Genomic DNA, 16,778 nt, shown 5'->3' with positions numbered 1-16,778 from the left:
GACCCACTGCACCTCGAGAGGACCCTCATGAACGATGGCAACAACGGCCAGATCATCGGCCTGGTCATCGCAGCGCTCATCGCGCTGTTCTTCATCATCGCCCTGGCACGTGCTGTCCGGGTCGTCCCGCAGACCGCCTCGCTCATCGTCGAGCGCCTCGGGCGCTACTCGCGCACCATGGACGCCGGTCTGCACTTCCTCATCCCGTTCATCGACCGCGTGCGCGCCGGCGTCGACCTGCGCGAGCAGGTCGTGTCGTTCCCGCCGCAGCCGGTGATCACCTCCGACAACCTCGTCGTGAGCATCGACACCGTCCTGTACTTCCAGGTGACCGACCCGAAGTCGGCCGTCTACGAGATCGCGAACTACATCACGGCGATCGAGCAGCTCACCGTCACCACGCTCCGTAACGTCATCGGGTCCATGGACCTCGAGCAGACCCTCACCAGCCGCGACCAGATCAACGGCCAGCTGCGTGGCGTCCTCGACGAGGCGACCGGCCGCTGGGGCATCCGCGTCAACCGTGTCGAGCTCAAGTCGATCGACCCGCCCCAGTCCATCCAGGGCTCGATGGAGCAGCAGATGCGCGCCGAGCGTGACCGTCGCGCCGCGATCCTCACGGCCGAGGGCTTCAAGCAGTCGCAGATCCTCACCGCCGAGGGTGAGAAGCAGGCCGCGATCCTCCGCGCCGAGGGTGGCGCCCAGGCCGCGATCCTCACCGCCGAGGGTGAGGCGCGTGCCATCCTCCAGGTCTTCGACGCGATCCACGAGGGTGACGCGTCGCCGGAGCTGCTCGCCTACCAGTACCTGCAGATGCTCCCGCAGATCGCCAACGGCACCTCGTCGAAGATGTGGATCGTCCCGACCGAGTTCACGGCGGCCCTCGGGTCGATCACCAAGGGCTTCGGCGGAGACTCCGGCGACGGTGACCACGGTGGTGGCTCGCACGGTGGCGGAGACGGCGACGGGTCCAGCCCGCGCCCACGTCGTGAGCGTGCGACCAACCCCCGGACCTCGGCCCTCGAGGACCCGACGCAGGCCCTGGCCGAGGCACGTCGCCTCGCCGAGGCGGCGACCGCCGACGCGACGAGCGCCGGCACGCACTCGGGGTCCCCGACGGACCCGTCCCGGTCCGCGGGCCAGCAGCCCTCCGGGTCGCACGGCTCCGCACCGACGGCGCCGCGCACCCTCGGCTCCGAGGGCGGCGGGGCGCGGTTCGCCCCGCCCGCGCCGGACGCGTTCGAGAAGCCGGCGACGCCGCCCGCCCCGCCCACGCCGCCGACGGCCCCAGGGCAGGGGCAGCCGCCGCAGCAGTAGTCGCGGCAGCACCACCGCACGACACCACCGCCCCCGCGGTCGTCCGTCCGCCCTGAGCGGACCAGGACCTTCTGCGGGGTGCACCGAGGGCCACGCACCGTAGGCTGACAGATGGTCAGCACACTGACCATCTGTCAGCCCGGGGCGTGGCCCTCGGGCGTCCTACGGGGAAAGTCGAGGATGTCCGTGCTCCTCAAGCTGCTCAGAGCCCACCTGCGGCCCTACACGTCAGCGCTCGTGCTCGTCATGGTGCTCCAGCTGGTGCAGACCATCGCGTCGCTCTACCTGCCGAGCCTCAACGCCGACATCATCGACAAGGGCGTCACCACCGGCGACACCAGCTACATCATCCGCATCGGTGCGCTCATGCTCATGGTGAGCCTCGGGCAGATCGTCTGCGCCGTGACGGCCGTGTACTTCGGCGCACGCGCCGCGATGGGCTTCGGCCGCGACGTGCGCGCGTCGTTGTTCACGACGGTCCAGAGCTTCTCCGGCCAGGATGTCGGCCGCTTCGGTGCGCCGTCGCTCATCACCCGGACCACCAACGACGTCCAGCAGGTGCAGATGGTCGTCATGCTCGGCCTGACCATCATGGTCATGGCGCCGATCATGCTCATCGGCGGCATCATCATGGCGCTGCGCCAGGACGTGGGGCTCTCGAGCCTGCTCATCGTCATCGTGCCGGTGCTCGGCGTGACCGTCGGCCTCATCATCTCGCGGATGGTCCCGTACTTCCGGCAGATGCAGAAGCGCATCGACCGCATCAACTCGGTCCTCCGCGAGCAGATCACCGGCATCCGCGTCATCCGTGCCTTCGTGCGCGAGCGTCACGAGGAGCAGCGCTTCGAGGTCGCGAACACCGAGCTGTACGACACGTCGCTGCGCGTCGGCAAGCTCATGGCCCTGATGTTCCCCGTCGTCATGCTCGTCATGAACCTGTCGAGCGTCTCGGTCATGTGGTTCGGGGCCCAGCGCATCGACTCGGGCGAGATGCAGATCGGTGCCCTCACCGCCTACCTCAGCTACATCATGTACATCCTCATGGCCGTGATGATGTCCACGATGATCTTCATGATGGTGCCCCGCGCGGCCGTGTCGGCCGAGCGCATCACCGAGGTCCTCGACACCGCGTCGAGCGTCGTCGAGCCCACCAGCCCCGTGGCCATCGGGTCGGTCTCCGGACGCGTCGAGCTCGACCACGTCGAGTTCCGCTACCCGGGTGCGCAGGACCCGGTGCTCAGCGACGTGACCTTCACGGCAGAGCCGGGGGAGACCACCGCGATCATCGGGTCGACCGGCTCCGGCAAGACGACGCTGATCAACCTCGTCCCACGCCTGTTCGACGCGACGGGCGGTGCGGTGCGCATCGACGGTGTCGACGTCCGTGACGCCGCGGGCCAGGACGTCTGGGCGCACATCGGCATGGTGCCGCAGAAGCCCTACCTGTTCTCGGGGACCATCGCCTCGAACCTCGCCTACGGGCTCGAGGGTGCTACCGAGGAGCAGATGTGGGACGCCCTCGAGGTCGCGCAGGCCGCCGACTTCGTCCGTGACCTCGCCGAGGGCCTCGAGACGCCGGTGGCCCAAGGTGGCACGAACTTCTCCGGCGGGCAGCGACAGCGCCTCGCGATCGCCCGCGCGCTCATCCGGAAGCCGAAGATCTACCTCTTCGACGACTCCTTCTCCGCCCTCGACTACGCGACCGACGCCGCGCTCAGACGGGCGCTCGCGCCACGGACACGAGGGGCGACGACGATGCTCGTCGCGCAGCGCGTCGCGACCATCCGCACGGCCGAGAAGATCGTCGTCCTCGACAACGGCCGCGTGGTCGGCCAGGGTACGCACGACGAGCTGCTCGAGACGTGCCAGACCTACCAGGAGATCGTCTTCTCCCAGCTCTCGGCGGAGGAGGCAGCATGAGCGCGCACACCGGAGGACCGGCCCGCAGCAGCTCGGAAGAGCCCGTGGGCGAGGTGACCCCACCCACGAAGTCTCCCGCTCGCGCCGGACGCGGCCGCCCCGGTGGCCCGATGGGCGGCATGGGGATGCCCACCGAGAAGGCCATGAACTTCACCGGGTCGCTCAAGCGGTTCGCCGGGTATCTGCGCATCGAGCGGATGCGGGTGGTCGTCGTGACGGTCCTCGCCGTCGTGTCGGTGACGCTGTCGGTGCTCGGCCCCAAGCTGCTCGGCAACGCGACCAACATCATCTTCGAGGGGGTCATCGGCCGGCAGCTGCCCGCCGGCTCCACCCAGGCCGAGGCCGTCGCCGGGCTGCGTGCGCAGGGGAACGACACCTTCGCCGACCTCGTGTCCGGCATGACCGTCACCCCGGGGCAGGGCCTGGACACCACGGCGCTGCGCAACGTGCTGTTCGGCGTGATCGCCGTCTACGTCGGCTCGTTCCTCTTCGGGTGGCTGCAGGGCCGGTTCACCGCCGTCGTGGTGCAGAACACCGTGCTGCGGCTGCGCGCCGAGGTCGAGTCCAAGATCAACCGCCTGCCGCTGGGCTACTTCGACAAGCAGCAGCGCGGCGAGGTGCTCTCGCGCGTCACCAACGACATCGACAACGTCGCCCAGACCCTCCAGCAGACCCTGTCCCAGCTGGTCACCTCGCTGCTCACCATCATCGGCGTGCTCGCCATGATGTTCTGGATCTCGCCGCTGCTCGCCGTCGTCGCCCTCATCACGGTGCCGCTGTCGGTGCTCGTGACCGCGATGATCGCCAAGCGCTCGCAGCCGCAGTTCATCAAGCAGTGGGCCGCGACGGGCACCATCAACGCGCACATCGAGGAGATGTACTCCGGGCACGCCCTGGTCAAGGTGTTCGGCCACCAGCAGTCCGCCATCGACACCTTCGAGCAGGAGAACGCCGGGCTCTACGAGTCGAGCTTCAAGGCACAGTTCATCTCCGGGATCATCCAGCCCGCGATGGGCTTCATCGCCAACCTCAACTACGTGATCGTCGCCGTGGTCGGCGGGCTCCGCGTGGCGTCGGGGACCATGACGCTCGGTGACGTTCAGGCGTTCATCCAGTACTCGCGCCAGTTCACGCAGCCCATCACGCAGGTCGCGTCGATGATGAACCTGCTGCAGTCCGGTGTGGCGTCGGTCGAGCGGGTCTTCGACCTGCTCGACGCCGACGAGCAGACGCCCGACCCGGCCGAGCCCGCCCGCGTCGAGACCGTCCAGGGTCGCGTGGCCTTCGAGCACGTGAAGTTCAGCTACTCGCCGGACGTCCCGCTCATCACCGACCTGTCGATCGTCGCCGAGCCGGGCCAGACGGTCGCGATCGTCGGGCCGACGGGTGCCGGCAAGACGACCCTCGTGAACCTCATCATGCGGTTCTACGAGGTGGACGGCGGGCGCATCACCCTCGACGGCGTCGACACGTCGACCATGACGCGCGACGCGCTGCGCTCCAGCATCGGGATGGTGCTGCAGGACACGTGGCTGTTCAAGGGGACCATCGCCGACAACATCCGGTACGGCGCGACCGGCGAGGTGTCCGAGGAGCGCCTGCTCGAGGCCGCGACCGCGACGCACGTCGACTCCTTCGTGCGGACGCTGCCCGACGGGTACGAGACGGTGCTCGACGACGAGGGCGGCAGCGTGAGCGCTGGCGAGAAGCAGCTGCTCACCATCGCCCGCGCGTTCCTCGCCGACCCGCCGATCCTCATCCTCGACGAGGCGACGAGCTCGGTCGACACCCGCACCGAGGTGCTCGTGCAGAAGGCCATGAACGCCCTGCGCCAGGGCCGCACGAGCTTTGTCATCGCGCACCGGCTCTCGACCATCCGCGACGCCGACGTCATCCTCGTCATGGAGGACGGCGACATCGTCGAGCAGGGCTCGCACGACGAGCTGCTCGCGTCTGGTGGGGCGTACGCACGGCTGTACCAGAGCCAGTTCGCGGGGGCGGAGGACTGACGCACGACGTCTGTCCTAGGTGATGCAGAGCCCGTCCGGCCGTGAGGCCGGGCGGGCTCTGTCGTCGGGGAGAATGGTCCCGTGCCTCTCATCCCCATCACCGACTCGACCGACCCGCGCCTCGACGACTACACGAACCTCACGGACATCGTGCTGCGCTCCAAGCACGAGCCCGAGAAGGGCCTCTTCATCGCGGAGAGCTCCAACGTCATCCGCCGTGCACTCGCCGCGGGTCTGCGCCCGCGGTCCTTCTTCATGGCCGAGAAGTGGGTCGAGTCGATGGCCGACGTCGTCGAGCAGTGGCCCGACGTCCCGGTGTTCGTCGGCGAGCCGAAGCTGCTCGAGGACATCACCGGCTTCCACCTGCACCGCGGAGCGCTCGCCGCGATGCACCGACCGGTCGAGCCGAGCGTGGCTGAGCTGCTGGCGGGCGCGCGAGGCGGCGAGGGAGCACGCCGCGTCGCGATCTTCGAGGACGTCGTCGACCACACGAACCTCGGTGCTGCGTTCCGGAGTGCTGCGGCGCTGGGTGTCGACGCGGTGCTGGTGACGCCGCGGTGCTCGGACCCGTTGTACCGGCGGAGCGTGCGGGTCAGCATGGGGACGGTCTTCCAGGTGCCGTGGACGCGGATCCCGTGGCCGTCGGGGATCGGTGAGCTGCAGGCAGCCGGGTTCACGGTGGCGGCGCTCGCGCTGTCGGACGACTCGGTGACCCTCGACGAGTTCGTCGAGCAGAAGAACGAGAAGACGGCGTTCATCTTCGGCACCGAGGGCCACGGCCTGGCGCAGGAGACGCTAGAGGCGGTCGACTCGGTGGTGAAGATCCCGATGGCCGGGGGAGTGGACTCGTTGAACGTGGCGGCCAGTGCGGCTGTGGTGTTCTACGCGACACGATAGAAGACGGCCGAGCGACCGGCCGTCATGACCCGATGATGGCGTGCCCTTGACCTTGCAGGCCCGCGGTCCAGATGGCAGGCTCGAGTCGATCACGCCGCCGGGCCCGACCATCAGCGACGGGTCGGCTCGACACAGGGGAGCAGCGCCATGACGAGACACCGCGTGACGAGACGCCGGTCGACGAGCACGTGGATGGTGGCCGCAGCGGTCCTGACGCCTCTTGCGCTGGCGGGCTGCGCGGGTGACGACGCCTCGCGAGAGCCGGTCGACATGATCCCGGTCCTCGCTGCCACGCAGACGTCGCAGGACGAGATCCCGCCTGCACCTGACGCCGACGGGCTCGGGGTGCAGCCTGACACGACCCGCCTGCTCCGCGAGAGCGACACCGAGACGCACTGGGTAGCCCTCGGCGACGACGGCAGCATCTGCCTCGTGTCGTGGCTCGTCGACACGGACCTCTACGGGTCGTCGTGCACCCCGCCGGACATCTTCTTCGACCGGGGGACCTCGTTGCAGATTGCTGCCGGCGAAGTTCGTGGGAGCACCTCGCTCCTCGTCCCGTCCGACGTCGATCTCGCCCCGTTCGACGTCACCGCTCCAGGGTCCGCGTCGAGGTCCGACCCCGCGACTGCCCAGCTCGTCGTCATGACCCGCGACCAGGCGCGGAACCTCGACGACATGGAGGTCGAGCGCGAGACCGGCGGTACCTTCACGCTGCACACGGGGTCCTGAAGGGCAGCACTGGACCGCCGCGCTGATCGCGCGTCTGCTCGGATCTGAGCACGAGACGGGAAGCGGACTTCGCGGCCTGATCAGACGTGCCCCAGGCTCTGGGCGCAGAGTCAAACTCCCTCGAGATGCTCCCACAGACGCGCGCTGGCTCCGTCGTCGGTGCGGATCTGCTGCCAGTTCCGGCCACCGCGCGCGAAGGTCTCTCTCACGGCTGCGGGGACGAGCTCCACCGGTACTGGGCCAGCACCCCACTCGCAGTCCCGTTGGTGTGGGAGACCGAGTCGGAGTGCGTCCGTGTCCCGGGCGTAGCGCTGGCCGCCCCCGAGACGTCCGAGGTGCAACCCTCCGCTGCGATCCTGTGTCCAGACGAGGGAGCCTGCTGGAGTCAGCGTGAAGCGGCGGATGCGTCGCGCCGTGCGTTCGTCGAGCTCGAGGTCGACCGCCGCCAGCACCTCGTCGAGACTGTCGACCTGGGCCTGGATCGCCCCGTCCAGCCCGACGACCCCGGCGGAGATCGCCCACTCCGCGGCCGTGCCGTCGTCGACGCGTAGCGTACGCATCGGGGCGCGGTAAGCAGAAGTAGAGGCGGTGCTGGGGCTCATCTCAGCAGCCTAGCCAGCGGAGTCAGATGAATATCCTTGGACGGGCCGTCCTCGTGCACCAGGAGGTCGCGACTGCTGTCGCTGGGCATGGCTCAATGCGGGCGCAGGCCGGATCGTGACATCCTGCGTCTATGGTGCGAGGTGTGAACAATGGTGCGCAGGGGCGTGGTCGTGTTCTGCCCGGTTCCTCGACGAAGACCAGCCAGTCGAACTCTGGCGTCGAACGTGAAGCCACCACGTCAGATGATCACGAGGCGCGCGTCGCGCTCGCGTCACGACAGGCAGACGATCTTCGGGAGGCCCCGGAAGACCTCGCCGAGATGGCCGAAGTCATGGAGCACATGAACTTCCTGCGCTCTTGGTGATGTCTACAGACGAAGGTGCGGCAGACCAGTGCGGTGAACGTAGAGCACCGGCTCGGTGACTTCGCCGGGCGCCTCGACGCGGACGAACTGGTGGAGGTCGACGAAGCGCTACGTCTGGTTCTCGGCCTGCTCTGACCGCTCGCAGACCTGCCGACATGGAGCCGTCGACCCCAGCGGGGTACCGTGGCTGCGCGCCTCGGAGCCCCGGACGTGGCGCGTGGTCCCGAAGAGAGTGAGCCCCCCATGAAGCGTCAGAGTGCCGCAGCGGTGCTGCTCGCCCTCGTCCTGACCGTGTCGGGCTGTACCTCGTCGGCCCCGAAGGACTCGGCCCCGGTGGCCCTCCCGGCGCCGTCGCCGACGGCCTCCGCGACGCCCTCAGAGCCTGAGACCACCGAGCCCGCACCGTCGGACACCCCGGCGGAGTCCACCCCGGCGCCCGACGTCATCGCACCGCCCTCCGAGGGCGACCCGGACGACGGTGCGTCGCAGGTCCCGGACGACTTCAAGGAGATGGTCGTCCCCGAGGACCTCATGGACCTTACCGCCGACGACATGTACGGCCCGGGCATCAACGACCTCATGACGGACGTCGAGACGGGCGACAAGGGCCGCGGCGTCGGGGTGTGCCGCACGGCCGCGATCATCGTCTCCGAGCTCACCCGCACCGAGATCGAGGATCGTCGCGCCTCCATGACCGAGGAAGACCTCGACGTCCTGGTCGACTTCATCGACCTCTGCGGGCGGATCCTCGCCAGCTAGGGCATACCAGCCACACCTCGGGCCTAGACTCACGTCTCGTGACAGGAACCCGTGCGCCGCGCACCGTCGACGCGTGGGTCGCAGCCGTCGGGTGGATCTTCGCCTGCGGGGTGCTGGTCGCCCTCCCGGTGCTCGACCCGGCCGAACCCGACACGGTCGTCGCAGCTCCCGGGACCCTGGCCTGGTGGCTCACCCTTGTCACGCTGACCGCTCAGGCGCTGGCCGTGAGCCGCGCCAGGACGACGCCCCGTGCGTCCCTCCTCGTCGTCGCTGCGCTCCCGGTGCTCCTCGCCGCCTCCGGACCGGGCGTCGTCTACAGCCTCACCGGGACGCTCACCGTCCTCGCGGTCTTCCTCGTCACGCTCGTCCTCCCACCCCGGGACCTCCGCGTCTTGCTGCCCGCCGCAGCGCTGCTCGTCCTGGCGGGCGAGTCCATCAACGCCATCGTCACCGGCACCGACCCGCTGCCCGTCGTCCTCGGCTCCGCCGCGCTCCAGGCGCTCGCCGTCGTCGGGCTGCCGTGCGTCGTGGCGCTCGCGGTCGCGGCCCGCCGCGAGGCCCGCATGGCGCACCGCGGCGAGGAGCAGGCGCTCGTGCGCGAGCGCGACGCCCTCGTGCAGGCCGCAGTGGCCGACGAGCGCACCGCGATGGCCCGCGAGCTCCACGACATCGCCGCGCACCACATGTCCGGCATCGCGATCATGTCCGCGGCGATCGCCCGCCAGATCGACACCGACCCCGAGGCCGCGAAGCGGTCCGTGCAGCAGGTGCGCGAGCAGAGCACCGCCGTGCTCGACGACCTGCGCCGCCTGGTCGGGCTGCTCCGCCACGACGACGGTGTGGCGACGCGGTCCGTCGAGACCGTCGCCGCGCTGCGCGACCTCGTCGACGACCGCCGCACCGCGGGCCTGGACGTCGAGCTCCGCGTGTCAGAGACGCCCGGGCACCAGCTCGGGGAGGGCGTCGGGCCGCTCGCCCAGCTCGTCGTGTTCCGCATGGTCCAGGAGGGGCTCGCCAACGCCGCGATGCACGCCCCGGGTGCCGCGTGCGTCGTCGACGTGGACGACCAGGACGAGGCAGCACTCATCGTCCGTGTGCACAACGCCGCCCCCACCCAGCCCACCATCCGCACCGGGAGCAGCCCGGGCTTCGGGCTGCTCGGCATGGGGGAGCGAGCCGCGCTCGTCGGGGCCCACCTCGCCTACGGCAGCACCGTGGACGGCGGCTGGGAGGTGCGGCTCACCCTGCCTCGCGACACCACCCACCCGCCGCGCACGACGACCGACCAGCTGCCAGGAGACCCCGCATGATCCGCGTCCTCGTCGCCGACGACCAGCCCCTTGTCCGTGCCGGGCTGTCCGCGCTGCTCTCGGCCGAGCCCGACCTCGAGCTCGTGGGTGTCGCCTCCGACGGCCTCGAGGCGCTCGAGCTCGCCCAGACGCTGCGTCCGGACGTCGCGTGCCTCGACATCCGCATGCCCGGGCTGGACGGCATCGAGGTGACGCGCCGCCTCAGCGGCCCCGACGTCGAGCACCCGGTCCCGGTCCTCGTGCTCACCACCTTCGACATCGACGACTACGTCTTCGGTGCCCTCGAGGCGGGGGCGTCGGGCTTCCTCCTCAAGGACGCCGACCCCGACGTCATCGTCCACGCCGTCCGCCAGGTCGCCGCCGGGCACGGCACCATCGACCAGACCCTCACCCGCCGGATCCTCCGCGAGTTCGTCGACCGCCGCAGCCTGCGCCCCGTCGCCGCGCACCGCGCCGACGGGCTGCTCACGGAGCGCGAGCGCGAGATCCTGCTGCTGCTCGCCCAGGGGATGTCCAACGACGAGATCGCCCGCGAGCTCGTCGTCGAGGTGTCGACCGTCAAGTCGCACCTGGCCCGCATGCTGCCCAAGCTCGGGGTGCGCTCCCGCCTGCAGGCCGTCGTCTGGGCGTACCAGAACCGGGTCGTCGCGCTGCCCGACGCCTGACGAGCGCGCTGGTCCGCAGTCTTCCACCCAGTGACGCCCTGCATCCCTGTGCCTTCCTCCGAAAGGTGCAAGCCGCCAGGTCCCTCCGCAGGCATCTAGGGCAGCCGCCCCCGTCTCCGTAGCGTCGAGAGCATCACCTGGTCCCACGGTGATCCCCTCCCCGCAAGGAGCATCCCGATGTCGCTCAGCTCTCACACCCCGCACCCTCAGACCTCGCCCCCTCAGGCCCAGCACCCACCCACCTCGCTGCCCGCGCTCTCGACCGAGACCGCGGTCCGCCTCGTGCAGGTGTCCAAGACCTACCCCGACGGCCCCGACGTCGTCACCGCGCTGCGGTCGGTGTCCCTCGCGATCCCGCGCGGCTCGTTCACCGCGATCATGGGCCCGTCCGGCTCGGGGAAGTCCACGTTCCTCAGCTGTGCCGCCGGCCTCGACTCCCCGACGAGCGGGCAGGTGGTGGTCGGCGACGTCGACGTCACCGCGCTCTCACCCGACGCCGTGACCCGGTTCCGCCGCGACCACGTCGGCTTCGTCTTCCAGGCCTACAACCTCGTGGGGCACCTCACGGTCGTCGAGAACATCCAGCTGCCGATGCTGCTGGGCGGGACCCGACCTGACCCGGTGTGGCAGGCGTCCCTCGTCGAGGCCGTCGGGCTCACCGGCATGGAGGACCGCCTGCCCGGCGAGCTCTCGGGCGGCCAGGCGCAGCGCGTCGCGATCGCCCGCGCCCTCGTCACCCGGCCGGCGGTCGTGTTCGCCGACGAGCCCACCGGTGCCCTCGACACCCGCACCGGCCAGCTGGTCCTCGCGCTGCTGCGCCGCATGTCGGACGAGCTCGACCAGACCCTCGTGGTCGTCACCCACGACCCCCGCGTCGCGGCCACCGCTGACCAGGTGCTGTTCCTGGCCGACGGGAGCGTCGTCGGCCACCTCGTGTCGCCCACCGTGGCCGAGATCTCCGCGCGCCTCGCCGAGACGGGGCGGTGAGCGCCATGTGGTCCTTCGCCCGCTCTGCGCTGCGCGCGCACCGCTCGAGCATCGTCGGGAGCTTCCTCATGGTCGCCCTCGCCTCCGCGCTCCTCACCGCGACCGCCGCCTGGATGGAGGCCGGTCTGCGAGGCACCGCGTCGGGGGAGTCCCTGCCCATGCTGTCCGCCGTGACCGGGTCCTTCGCCGGGACCACCATCCTTGTCGTCGTGCTCGTCGTCGCCTCCGCCTACGCGGCTGCCCTGCGCGAGCGTCGTGCGCAGTTCGCGCTGCTGCGCGCCGTCGGTGCGACACCTCGGCAGGTTCGCTCGATGATCGCGGCGGAGGTCTCGATCGTCTTCACCGCCGCGACCGCCGCCGGAGCCGTCCCCGGTCTGCTCCTCGCCCGGGCCGCGACACCGTTGCTCACCTCCGACGAGATCGTCCCCGTCGGCTTCGAGCTCCCGCTGTCCCCGTGGCCCGTCCTGGCGACCGTCCTGCTGCTCGGGGCAACCGGCGCCGTGACCGCCCGTGTCGCGGCCCGGGAGACCGCCCGGCTCAGCCCGACCGCGGCCGTCCGGAGCAGCGCCGTCGAGCCCTCGGTCCTGAGCCCGGGCCGCCGCATCGCCGCGTGGTCCACCCTCGGACTCGGTCTCGGCGTCGCCGGCGTGCCCTTCGTGGTCCCCGGGATCATCGGCAGCGCGACCGGCGCGTCGTCCGCGTTCCTGCTCATCACCTCCGCCGCGCTCGCCGGACCGGCGGTCGTGGCCACCCTGGCCCGCCACGGGCTGGTGCTCGCCCGGGGGACCGGGAGCTCGAGCCTCACCCTCGCGCTGGCCAACGCCCGCGGCTTCTCACGACGGCTCACCGCCGCGATCATCCCGCTCGCGCTGCTCCTGGCGCTCGGCACCGTCCAGACCGGCACCAACCGCGCGGTCCTCGCCGCGACCGGCCTCCAGCTCGAAGAGGGCATCACCGCGGACCTCGTCGTGCGGCCTGGGTCGGAAGAGTCAGGCCTCAGCGCGCAGGACGTCGCCACGGTCACCGCGCTGCCCGGCGTCGACGGCACGACGACCCTGCGCGCGCAGGACGCCGAGGTGCGCACCGACGAGGAGATGGACGGCGTCCCCGGCCTCGGCGCGTTGGCCTGGGAACCGACGGCGCTGCAGGTGCTGTCCGGCGACGGGCTGCTCGTCGACCCCGACGTGCGGTCCGGTGACCTCGCCGACCTCATGACACCGGGCACCGTGGCCGTCGGCCGCGACTCCCTGCTCGGGTCGGGGACCGGGCTCGGGGGAGAGGTCACCGTCCGCGTCGACGGTCAGGAGTCGGCGCTGACGATCGTCGCCGTCTACGACAGGTCGCTCGGGTTCGGCGACTACCTCGTCGGCGAGGACAACCTGCCGGCGGGCAGCACGGCGGACGCACTGCTCGTCCAGACTGCCGGAGGCGACGGGCCGGGTGCCGAGTCGGTGCGCTCAGCCGTGCAGCACCTCGGTCTGCGGGCCGACGACCCCGCCGCCTACGCCGATGCGGCCGTCGACGCCGCGGCCGGCCAGCAGCGCCTCTCCGCCGTCCTGCTGGCCGCGCTCCTCGTCTTCGTGGCCGCCGCCGCGGCCAACACCCTCGCGATGCTCGCCGGGTCGAGGCGCCCCGAGCACGCCCTCCTGCGCCGCACCGGCGCGACCCGGCGCCAGGTCCTGACGACCTCCGTGGTCGAGGCGACCGCCGTCGCGGTGGCCGCCCTCGTCATCGGGACGCTCTCCGTGCTCCCCGCGCTGGTGGGCGTCGGGTACGGGCTCGTGGGGTCGGTGACGGCAGGCTTCGACCTGCCGGTCTTCGCAGCGCTGGCTCTCGCCGTCGTCGCGGTCGCCGGCTCGACGACGGTCGTCGGGGCTGTGCGGGCGACTGCGACGCGGCCCGTCGTTCCCGTCGGGTGAGGTCCGTGGCCCCGGCGGCACGATGCCCTGCCTCCAGGCCAGGAACTGCTGTCGACGGGGCACGGACTTCTCCTCAGTCGTCTGCGCTGGTCTGCGTCGCGTCCTCCGTGAGGAGCAGCCCGAGCAGTCCCGGCAGGTCCCGGTCGATCTCCGCGCGACGGAGGGTGAGAGTGCTGCCGTTGCCGTGGTCGCGCTGGGTGACCAGCCCGGCCTCGCGGAGCACCTTGAAGTGGTGGGTCTTGGTCGCCTTCGACACGGGGAGGTCGAAGGAGCCGCAGGCGCGCTCGCGGTCGTCGGCGTCGTGCGCCAGGTCGACGACGACCTGGCGGCGTGACGGGTGGGCGAGCGCGGTGAGCGCCGCGCCCAGGTCGAGCTCTCGTGGCATGACCCCTCCTTCAGGTATGGCTTGCGTCGTACCTAGGTCGATCTCTACAGTGCAGGTATGTCCATCACCATACCTTCGTCCTCTGGTCCCGTCGCCCTCGTCGGAGTCGCGCGACCACGTCCCGAGCGCGCAGCAGACCTCGCCTCGCTGCTCCAGTCCTTCGTCGCACCGACCCGTGCCGAGGAGGGGGCGGTCGACTACGTCCTGCACACCGCCGAGAACGGCGATCTCGTCTTCTACGAGCGGTGGCGGTCGGCCGAGGACCTCGCGGCGCACCTCGCCCTCCCGCACATGCAGGAGTTCCAGGACCACCGCATGGAGTACCTCGCCGAAGACCTCCAGATCCGCTGGCTCACACCCGTCGGCGACTGACGGCACGAGGGAGGCGCCGTGGTCACCGCGCTCACCAGATCTCCTCTCGACGACGTCCGTCGCGCAGCGCGCGCACGACCCGTCTGCTGACGACGGCACCGACCACGAACCAGACCGCGCACACGAGCAGCTCCCTGGTCATGAGTGTCGCGACCAGGGCGGCGTCCCCGCCGTCCTGGAGGACCCGCATCGCCTCGACGGCCGCGGTGAACGGGAGCGCCGACGCTGCGTGCGCGAGCACCGCCGGATAGGACGACAGCGGCACGACCACCCCAGCGGTCAGCGGCAGGACCCCTTGAGCGACGTTCGCCACGAGGTACGGATCGCTGGCGCCCACAGAGAGCGTCGCGACCCCGACGGCAGCCAGGCTGGCTCCGACGGTGACGACAGGCAGCAGGGCGACCGTGCCGACGAAGGCCTGCGCGGAGCGTTCAGGGTCGACGAGCAGCACCGCGAGGCTGGATGCCACAGCGACCGCAGCCCCGAGGACCGCCGGTACGGTGACCTTGCCCAACCAGTACGGCAGGTAGAAGAACCGTGACATGAGAGCCTCTTGCAGCACCCCGATCTGCCGGTCCCTCGTGACCTGCCCGACGGTCCCGGTGATGATGCTCAGCCCGTAGGCGAGGATGATCGCCGCGTAGGCGGTGCGGACGAGGTCGTCACCACCCAGAGACGCCGAGACGGCGACGATGAGGAGCACCTCGAGCAGCGGCACGGCGACGAGGGACGTGAGCGCGGTCGACGCGGTCGTCAGCTCCGGGGTCGACACACGAGCGATCCGCAGCGACGTCCCGACAGGTCCACGGCTCGTCATCTCAGACCACCTCCAAGGTGCCCGTGACGCGAGCCCGACGTGCCGCGCGAGAGAGCGCCCACCGGGCGGCGGCACCCCAGAGGAGGCACAGGCCGACGCAGGCGAGGACGAGCGTGGCGAGCTCGGTGCCGGTGGGCTGGTCCAGGACGATCCGCACCGCAGGCGTGGTCGGCAGCGCGTAGGTGAGGGTCACGACGGCCGAGGGAACGGCCGCCGGGATCCCGAACACGCCGCTCAGGAGCACCAGGGGCACGGTGAGGAGCCCTTCGTAGGTGATCGCGTTCGGGGTGAGGACGAAGACTGCCGACACCAGCGACGAGATCGACAGGCAGGAGAGCCAGAAGAGGAGAACACCCAGGGCGAGGACCGTCCACGAGCCTGCCGACGGGACACGACCGAAGACGGCCGAGCCCAGCCCGGCGAGCGGGAAGGCGAGAAGGCCGAAGGTCGCGGCAGACGCGACCAGCGGGAGCAGCGTGCGTGACGGCGAGGACGGGGTCATCAGCAGGTGCACCAGCGTCCCCTGGAACCGTTGGAAGCCGATCATGCCGGCGGCGACCGTGCACACCGACCAGGTGCCGACCATGCCGGCACGCAACCAGAGCGGTTCGCCGTCCGGTGCACCGTTCCCGTGAGCCGCGAGCAGCTGGAGGGCGAGGATCGACAGGGTAGATGTCACCATCAGCTGGGAGAAATAGGTGTTCTTCCCGAACAGGCGCAGGTGGAACACGAGCATCCGCAGCCAGGGCATCAGCCGGGCTGCCCGACGGTCACGAGAGCGAGGTAGCTCTCCTCCAGGGTCGCCCGACGGGTCACGAGGTCTGGCGGGACCGCCCCGTGAATCTCGACGAGCTCGCCGGTGAGCCTGTCCAGGGCAGGCTCACCGGTCCACGGCAGACGGAGGTGCGTGCGGCCGTCACGGACGTCGGTCGTCACGGTTCCCAGACCGCCGATCGCGGCGATCCGGTCGAGGTCGGCGTCGGTCAGCACGTCCACGGACAACGTGGTCACGGTCGTCACGCCTGACCGGGCGACGACATCCGCCACGTCTCCCTCGATGACGATCTTCCCGGACATGATGAGTGCGAGGGACGTCGCCAGCTGCTCGGCCTCGGCCAGATAGTGGGTGGTGAGCAGGATGCCGGTGCCCTGGGCGGCCAGGTGCTTGACCAGGTCCCGGATGTCGCGGGCGATCTCCGGGTCTAGGCCGTTGGTCGGCTCGTCGAGAAGCAGCAGCCGTGGCGCGTTGAGCAGCCCTCGGGCGATGTGCAGACGCTGGCGCATCCCTCGGGAGAAGGCGTCGACCGCGTCGTCAGCCCGGTCCACGAGGGCGACGGCGTCGAGGGCGTCCCGGACGCGGCGCTCGCGGTCTCCACGACGCACACCGAGCACGTCCGCGAAGAAGAGCAGGTTGTCGCGTGCGCTCGCCCGCAGGTAGAAGCCGCGCTCGCCCCCGAGCACCAGGCCGAGACGCGACCGTGCCTCAGCGGGTGACGCGACGGCGTCGACACCGTCGATGACCACACCGCCAGACGTGGGGGAGAGGAGGGTCGAGATCATCTTGACCGTGGTCGTCTTGCCGGCGCCGTTCGGCCCCAGCAGGCAGAGCACCTCCCCGGCGTCGATCCGGAGGCTGACGTCGTCCACGGCGACGTGCCGGCCCGGGCCGAACTCTCGCCGCAGGTGGTGGGCCTCGAGAGCTGGAACGCTCACGCCTGTCCT

Annotated in this window: 18 protein-coding genes; 13 read left to right on the top strand and 5 right to left on the bottom strand. The window is 70.7% G+C overall.

The window, feature by feature from the left end; genetic code table 11:
• Positions 1-27: 27 nt before the first annotated feature.
• The 5 genes from SKED_RS10645 to SKED_RS10625 all read left to right on the top strand — a co-directional run bounded on the left by SKED_RS10645 (position 28) and on the right by SKED_RS10625 (position 6,875).
• Positions 28-1,317 carry an SPFH domain-containing protein gene (locus SKED_RS10645; RefSeq protein ID WP_012867158.1) on the top strand — a complete coding sequence of 430 codons (1,290 nt, stop codon included), beginning with the start codon at positions 28-30 and terminating at the stop codon, positions 1,315-1,317.
• A gap of 186 nt (positions 1,318-1,503) precedes the next feature.
• Positions 1,504-3,237 (top strand): ABC transporter ATP-binding protein, encoded by a 1,734-nt coding sequence (locus SKED_RS10640; RefSeq protein ID WP_042439065.1) that lies wholly within the window; start codon positions 1,504-1,506, stop codon positions 3,235-3,237.
• Positions 3,234-5,246 carry an ABC transporter ATP-binding protein gene (locus SKED_RS10635; protein WP_012867156.1) on the top strand — a complete coding sequence of 671 codons (2,013 nt, stop codon included), beginning with the start codon at positions 3,234-3,236 and terminating at the stop codon, positions 5,244-5,246. Before SKED_RS10640 ends, SKED_RS10635 begins: the two co-directional genes overlap by 4 nt.
• A gap of 81 nt (positions 5,247-5,327) precedes the next feature.
• Complete coding sequence (locus SKED_RS10630) at positions 5,328-6,143, top strand: TrmH family RNA methyltransferase (RefSeq protein ID WP_012867155.1); 816 nt, start codon at positions 5,328-5,330, stop codon at positions 6,141-6,143.
• 147 nt (positions 6,144-6,290) lie between these two features.
• Positions 6,291-6,875 (top strand): hypothetical protein, encoded by a 585-nt coding sequence (locus SKED_RS10625; protein ID WP_143755712.1) that lies wholly within the window; start codon positions 6,291-6,293, stop codon positions 6,873-6,875.
• Between the two features lie 110 nt (positions 6,876-6,985).
• Here the strand turns inward: SKED_RS10625 and SKED_RS10620 are convergent, their stop codons facing one another.
• Positions 6,986-7,435 carry a hypothetical protein gene (locus tag SKED_RS10620; protein ID WP_012867153.1) on the bottom strand — a complete coding sequence of 150 codons (450 nt, stop codon included), beginning with the start codon at positions 7,433-7,435 and terminating at the stop codon, positions 6,986-6,988.
• 185 nt (positions 7,436-7,620) lie between these two features.
• On the opposite strand from SKED_RS10620, the gene SKED_RS19990 reads away from it, so the two are divergent.
• The 7 genes from SKED_RS19990 to SKED_RS10595 all read left to right on the top strand — a co-directional run bounded on the left by SKED_RS19990 (position 7,621) and on the right by SKED_RS10595 (position 13,482).
• The gene (locus SKED_RS19990; RefSeq protein ID WP_143755711.1) at positions 7,621-7,842 is read left to right on the top strand and encodes a hypothetical protein; all 222 of its coding nucleotides are present in this window, start codon (positions 7,621-7,623) and stop codon (positions 7,840-7,842) included.
• Between the two features lie 33 nt (positions 7,843-7,875).
• Complete coding sequence (locus tag SKED_RS20520) at positions 7,876-7,977, top strand: type II toxin-antitoxin system PemK/MazF family toxin (protein ID WP_217167872.1); 102 nt, start codon at positions 7,876-7,878, stop codon at positions 7,975-7,977.
• A gap of 108 nt (positions 7,978-8,085) precedes the next feature.
• The gene (locus SKED_RS10615) at positions 8,086-8,601 is read left to right on the top strand and encodes a hypothetical protein (RefSeq protein WP_012867151.1); all 516 of its coding nucleotides are present in this window, start codon (positions 8,086-8,088) and stop codon (positions 8,599-8,601) included.
• Positions 8,602-8,639: 38 nt separating this feature from the next.
• Positions 8,640-9,911 carry a sensor histidine kinase gene (locus tag SKED_RS10610; RefSeq protein WP_012867150.1) on the top strand — a complete coding sequence of 424 codons (1,272 nt, stop codon included), beginning with the start codon at positions 8,640-8,642 and terminating at the stop codon, positions 9,909-9,911.
• Positions 9,908-10,576, top strand: a complete 669-nt coding sequence (locus SKED_RS10605; RefSeq protein WP_012867149.1) for a response regulator — start codon at positions 9,908-9,910, stop codon at positions 10,574-10,576. Before SKED_RS10610 ends, SKED_RS10605 begins: the two co-directional genes overlap by 4 nt.
• Positions 10,577-10,753: 177 nt before the next feature.
• Complete coding sequence (locus SKED_RS10600) at positions 10,754-11,563, top strand: ABC transporter ATP-binding protein (protein WP_012867148.1); 810 nt, start codon at positions 10,754-10,756, stop codon at positions 11,561-11,563.
• Positions 11,564-11,568: 5 nt separating this feature from the next.
• On the top strand, positions 11,569-13,482 hold the full coding sequence (locus tag SKED_RS10595; RefSeq protein ID WP_042437979.1) for an ABC transporter permease: 1,914 nt from the start codon (positions 11,569-11,571) through the stop codon (positions 13,480-13,482).
• A gap of 73 nt (positions 13,483-13,555) precedes the next feature.
• On the opposite strand, the gene SKED_RS10590 is transcribed toward SKED_RS10595, so the two are convergent.
• A complete protein-coding gene (locus tag SKED_RS10590) occupies positions 13,556-13,867 on the bottom strand; it encodes an ArsR/SmtB family transcription factor (protein ID WP_012867146.1) in 312 nt (103 codons plus the stop codon).
• Between the two features lie 57 nt (positions 13,868-13,924).
• Here SKED_RS10590 and SKED_RS10585 point away from each other — a divergent pair, with 57 nt between their 5' ends.
• The gene (locus tag SKED_RS10585; protein ID WP_012867145.1) at positions 13,925-14,239 is read left to right on the top strand and encodes a putative quinol monooxygenase; all 315 of its coding nucleotides are present in this window, start codon (positions 13,925-13,927) and stop codon (positions 14,237-14,239) included.
• Between the two features lie 31 nt (positions 14,240-14,270).
• Here SKED_RS10585 and SKED_RS10580 read toward each other — a convergent pair whose 3' ends face one another.
• From SKED_RS10580 to SKED_RS10570, 3 genes are read right to left on the bottom strand one after another with little or no spacing between them, the layout of a single operon-like run.
• On the bottom strand, positions 14,271-15,056 hold the full coding sequence (locus tag SKED_RS10580; RefSeq protein ID WP_012867144.1) for an ABC transporter permease: 786 nt from the start codon (positions 15,054-15,056) through the stop codon (positions 14,271-14,273).
• Between the two features lies 1 nt (position 15,057).
• Complete coding sequence (locus SKED_RS10575; protein ID WP_012867143.1) at positions 15,058-15,807, bottom strand: ABC transporter permease; 750 nt, start codon at positions 15,805-15,807, stop codon at positions 15,058-15,060.
• Complete coding sequence (locus SKED_RS10570) at positions 15,807-16,769, bottom strand: ABC transporter ATP-binding protein (RefSeq protein WP_012867142.1); 963 nt, start codon at positions 16,767-16,769, stop codon at positions 15,807-15,809. Before SKED_RS10570 ends, SKED_RS10575 begins: the two co-directional genes overlap by 1 nt.
• Between the last annotated feature and the right edge of the window lie 9 nt (positions 16,770-16,778).

Source organism: Sanguibacter keddieii DSM 10542 (genome assembly GCF_000024925.1).
GTDB classification, from domain to species: Bacteria; Actinomycetota; Actinomycetes; order Actinomycetales; family Cellulomonadaceae; genus Sanguibacter; species Sanguibacter keddieii.
The sequence above is the reverse complement of the archived record's forward strand: the minus strand, read 5'-3'. Positions and strand labels throughout refer to the sequence as shown.

Bases quoted from the DNA above. Each gene is read 5' to 3' on its own strand.
- SKED_RS10595 (WP_042437979.1), top strand. From the start codon at position 11,569: ATGTGGTCCTTCGCCCGCTCTGCGCTGCGCGCGCACCGCTCGAGCATC.
- SKED_RS10645 (WP_012867158.1), top strand. From the start codon at position 28: ATGAACGATGGCAACAACGGCCAGATCATCGGCCTGGTCATCGCAGCG.
- SKED_RS10575 (WP_012867143.1), bottom strand. From the start codon at position 15,807: ATGCCCTGGCTGCGGATGCTCGTGTTCCACCTGCGCCTGTTCGGGAAG.
- SKED_RS10635 (WP_012867156.1), top strand. From the start codon at position 3,234: ATGAGCGCGCACACCGGAGGACCGGCCCGCAGCAGCTCGGAAGAGCCC.
- SKED_RS10615 (WP_012867151.1), top strand. From the start codon at position 8,086: ATGAAGCGTCAGAGTGCCGCAGCGGTGCTGCTCGCCCTCGTCCTGACC.
- SKED_RS10625 (WP_143755712.1), top strand. From the start codon at position 6,291: ATGACGAGACACCGCGTGACGAGACGCCGGTCGACGAGCACGTGGATG.
- SKED_RS10620 (WP_012867153.1), bottom strand. From the start codon at position 7,435: ATGCGTACGCTACGCGTCGACGACGGCACGGCCGCGGAGTGGGCGATC.
- SKED_RS10580 (WP_012867144.1), bottom strand. From the start codon at position 15,056: ATGACGAGCCGTGGACCTGTCGGGACGTCGCTGCGGATCGCTCGTGTG.
- SKED_RS10590 (WP_012867146.1), bottom strand. From the start codon at position 13,867: ATGCCACGAGAGCTCGACCTGGGCGCGGCGCTCACCGCGCTCGCCCAC.
- SKED_RS10585 (WP_012867145.1), top strand. From the start codon at position 13,925: ATGTCCATCACCATACCTTCGTCCTCTGGTCCCGTCGCCCTCGTCGGA.
- SKED_RS10600 (WP_012867148.1), top strand. From the start codon at position 10,754: ATGTCGCTCAGCTCTCACACCCCGCACCCTCAGACCTCGCCCCCTCAG.
- SKED_RS10605 (WP_012867149.1), top strand. From the start codon at position 9,908: ATGATCCGCGTCCTCGTCGCCGACGACCAGCCCCTTGTCCGTGCCGGG.